Annotated in this window: 7 protein-coding genes; all 7 read right to left on the bottom strand. The window is 60.8% G+C overall.

The window, feature by feature from the left end:
• Positions 1-59: 59 nt before the first annotated feature.
• The gene (locus tag VF202_15915) at positions 60-476 is read right to left on the bottom strand and encodes a fibronectin type III domain-containing protein (protein ID HEX7041604.1); all 417 of its coding nucleotides are present in this window, start codon (positions 474-476) and stop codon (positions 60-62) included.
• A gap of 539 nt (positions 477-1,015) precedes the next feature.
• On the bottom strand, positions 1,016-1,456 hold the full coding sequence (locus tag VF202_15910; protein HEX7041603.1) for a DUF1367 family protein: 441 nt from the start codon (positions 1,454-1,456) through the stop codon (positions 1,016-1,018).
• Between the two features lie 45 nt (positions 1,457-1,501).
• Positions 1,502-1,756 carry a hypothetical protein gene (locus VF202_15905; GenBank protein ID HEX7041602.1) on the bottom strand — a complete coding sequence of 85 codons (255 nt, stop codon included), beginning with the start codon at positions 1,754-1,756 and terminating at the stop codon, positions 1,502-1,504.
• The gene (locus VF202_15900) at positions 1,749-2,000 is read right to left on the bottom strand and encodes a hypothetical protein (GenBank protein ID HEX7041601.1); all 252 of its coding nucleotides are present in this window, start codon (positions 1,998-2,000) and stop codon (positions 1,749-1,751) included. The genes VF202_15905 and VF202_15900 overlap by 8 nt, the downstream gene beginning before the upstream one ends.
• A gap of 70 nt (positions 2,001-2,070) precedes the next feature.
• On the bottom strand, positions 2,071-2,460 hold the full coding sequence (locus tag VF202_15895; GenBank protein ID HEX7041600.1) for a hypothetical protein: 390 nt from the start codon (positions 2,458-2,460) through the stop codon (positions 2,071-2,073).
• 26 nt (positions 2,461-2,486) lie between these two features.
• On the bottom strand, positions 2,487-2,648 hold the full coding sequence (locus tag VF202_15890; GenBank protein ID HEX7041599.1) for a hypothetical protein: 162 nt from the start codon (positions 2,646-2,648) through the stop codon (positions 2,487-2,489).
• A 220-nt stretch (positions 2,649-2,868) separates the two neighbouring features.
• Positions 2,869-3,052: hypothetical protein (locus VF202_15885; protein ID HEX7041598.1), on the bottom strand; the 184-nt coding region annotated here is incomplete at its 5' end.

The raw sequence follows: 3,052 nt of genomic DNA, 5'->3' as shown, positions 1-3,052 counted from the left end.
GAGCTGGCACAGATATGCCTTCGCCGCCGTCTGGCGATGCTCGCGGTAGGTTTGAACGATCACTGCCCGCCGAAATTCAGCGTGATGGTCACAGAGACCCCAGACGGCGGATTCGGCACCTCCGGTATGTCCGGCGTCGTCGCGCACGCCTCGTTGGAGTATTGGGACTCCAGGCCCGCAGCATTCACCGCCGTCGCCACGAAGCAGTACGTCGTGTTCTCCGACAGCGTCTCTCCAGTCACGATGTACTGCGTGGCGCCCGCGTCCATGACCGAGACGACGTTCGGGTACGGCCCGCCCTCACTGGTGCCGTAATAGATCCGATATCCGACCAAGTCGGTGAGCGGTGAGCCGTCCGTGTTCTGCGTCGGCGCAGTCCACGTCAGCGTCACGTCCAGTGTCGGCTCTTCCGACGGCTGAGCCCATGCCGGAAGCACGCACAGGCACAGCAGCGCCGCGATCAGGAAGCGCTTCATGAGCAATCCTCGGGTAACGTGCGTAGTAGCGCAGGAAACGAAAAAGGCCCGCCTTGCGGCGGGCCGGGGGAAGTCCTACTACCGGCCAAAGGGCGCGGGTTCAGACTCCATTCTCTGCGTTTTCGTCGGGCGCACGAATCCCCCGACAAGCATGCCTAGTGTGCAATCAAACGGTTAGGACGTCAAGCCTCCCGCCAATTCCTCGTACCGCCTCGCTACCAAGTCAGCCACCGCCCGCAGACTGAGCCACACGAAACCCTCCGTGTAGCCCAATATCCCCGCGATCTGCCACGGAGCTTCCCGGCCCAGGTAGTAGCGGTTGATCATTCGCCGGTAGGCCGGGTACTCCACCCCTATTCGAGCTACGATCCGGTCCACCAACATGACCTCTTGCGGCACCTCGTCGTGCGGTCGATCAAGCCTTTCATGCAGCGATGACGCCCGGCCCAACGGGAGTCCCCCTCGCATGTATGAGGCCCAATGCTCCAGCAGATCGTGGCCTAGGCCACTAGGCGGCTTGTGCTCGACCATGACGGCGCTCATTCCACGGCTTCCAGCGTCCGTCGCGCGATGATCTCATCCGCCTCTGCAGCAATATGCTCGATCTCGGGGAACATAAACGATAGCTCGACCACCGCATCGCCGTAGAATTCTTCGAAAGTCTCCTGATCCATTCGCGCCCATGATATGGATTTCGGGACGTACACGAGCTTTCCCTCCGCCGTGACATATTCGTCATACCAGCCCGCCCGCAGCTTGAGCTCGATGAGCAGATCCCCGATGCGCTGGTACTTGTTCTGGCCGGCAAAAGCGGCTTGCAGCAGAGCGAAGAAGCGCCGATGATGGGCAGGATTCCGGGCCTTGCGCGTGTCACACTCCAAGCATTCTCCGGGCCCGAGCTTGGCCAAGTACGCTTGATCATTCGGCCCCCAGCCGATGATGTCGCCGCCCTCCGTCTTGAGAAGAAAGAGCTTAGTCATACGGCACCACCGCGATATAGCCTCTAGCCCCGGCCTCGAAGAGTTTCATTGGTCGATCATCCGCGCAATGAGATCGTGCTTCAGAAACTCAATCGAGCCGATGATCGCGCGCGAGTATGAAACCGGGCGCGGGTCAATCGTCCACGAGTAGCTCACCAAGTTACCGTGCCACACGCCGACATAGGCAATGCCGGTTAGCTCTCCCTTCCGCGCCTCCTCCAGCAGCTTTTCAAGCGCCTCGATGAGCTGCGGATACGGCCGCTTTACCGTTGCTACGTAAAGGCCACGATCATCAGTCATACGGCACCACTCCGGCCGAGTGCTCCTGAGCATCGACAGCAGCCACGGCAGCTTCCTTCCTCCACTCCTCCAGCGTCTTCGACGGCCACGGCAACAACGGCTCCGTCTCCTCGTGGTCCGCCAACATCGTCAATGCCTTCTGGATCAGAGGATGGTCGAATATCCCAATGTCTTCGCTGAGAGAGCCGAGGATCTGATACGCAACGGCACACGCCTGTTGGGCGTCGTCGCGCTCCTTCTCCAACCGGCAGCACTCGTCAATCGCCTCAGCTAACGTGAATTTGTAGTTCTCGGTTAAATCGGCGGAGATTGGATTAGTCATACGCCACCACATGCAGCGGGCCAGTCGCCCCCGCCTCTCTCAGCTTCTTCAGCTTGAACAGCTCGTCGCGGTAGTGGCTCAGCATGGCTTTCTTGTCGTCCTTTCTGTAGCGGTAGACCTGGCGCTTTCTCGTCCTCAGCTCTTCGTACCGCACCTCGCCGAGCACTCTGAGCATGAGCCTCACGTGCTCGTCGTGATCCTTCCCCACGAAGTCGTGGCACCTCGCGCAGAGCGTCAACAGATTGTCCGGGTGCCATCTCACTGACGTGTACTGGCGCGAGTAGAAGTGACTGCAATGCACGTCCCGGCCCTTCCGATCCGGGAACTGCCGCTGGCACCTGACACACGTCCAGTCGTCCCGCTCCCGGATCAGATCGCTCAAGATCGCATCCAGTCCCGTCCGCTTGATCAAGCCAAGTACTCCATCAACAGCTCTTCCAGCTCCTGCGCGTACAGCCGCCGGATCTCCGCAAGCTCCTCGTACTTCTCGGCCTCCGCTAAGCTCATTCGGATCTGGCGGTGAAGGTGCTCAACCATTGCCTGTACCGCCGGTACCAGTCCGCGGCGCATGACCTCCCCGTCATCGGGTGACAAAGCCACCTGTGCACCAATTTCCCGCTCGACGTCGTCACTACGTACGGACATACCTCACCCGCCACTCCGTCGTGTTTACACACCGCGCACCGCCCATACCCCTTGCGCCATAACGGCTCGCAGTCCTCGTGAACTGGCGTCCGCTGGCCGACAAACTCAATCGAGCGCTCGCAAGCCTCACCGCAGTACTCGCATCTCACGCTGCGGCCTCAGCAGCCTGTTGATGTCGCTTGCTCTTTGCGTAGCGGATGAGTCCAGCGCGCATATACGCCGAGACCCGCGCATCCGGCTCGAGCGAGAGCATGCGATTCCATGCGGTAGGCGGGTCCTCGCCGAACTTCTCGCGATAGCGGTAGTACGCCATGCCGCGCTTCTTGCCG

It is taken from the genome of Trueperaceae bacterium (assembly GCA_036381035.1).
GTDB lineage: Bacteria > Deinococcota > Deinococci > Deinococcales > Trueperaceae > DASRWD01.
Note: the sequence above shows the minus strand (reverse complement) of the source record. Positions and strands in the feature narration are given on the sequence as shown.

Bases quoted from the DNA above. Each gene is read 5' to 3' on its own strand.
- VF202_15915 (HEX7041604.1), bottom strand. From the start codon at position 476: ATGAAGCGCTTCCTGATCGCGGCGCTGCTGTGCCTGTGCGTGCTTCCG.
- VF202_15890 (HEX7041599.1), bottom strand. From the start codon at position 2,648: ATGCGCCGCGGACTGGTACCGGCGGTACAGGCAATGGTTGAGCACCTT.
- VF202_15910 (HEX7041603.1), bottom strand. From the start codon at position 1,456: ATGACTAAGCTCTTTCTTCTCAAGACGGAGGGCGGCGACATCATCGGC.
- VF202_15905 (HEX7041602.1), bottom strand. From the start codon at position 1,756: ATGACTGATGATCGTGGCCTTTACGTAGCAACGGTAAAGCGGCCGTAT.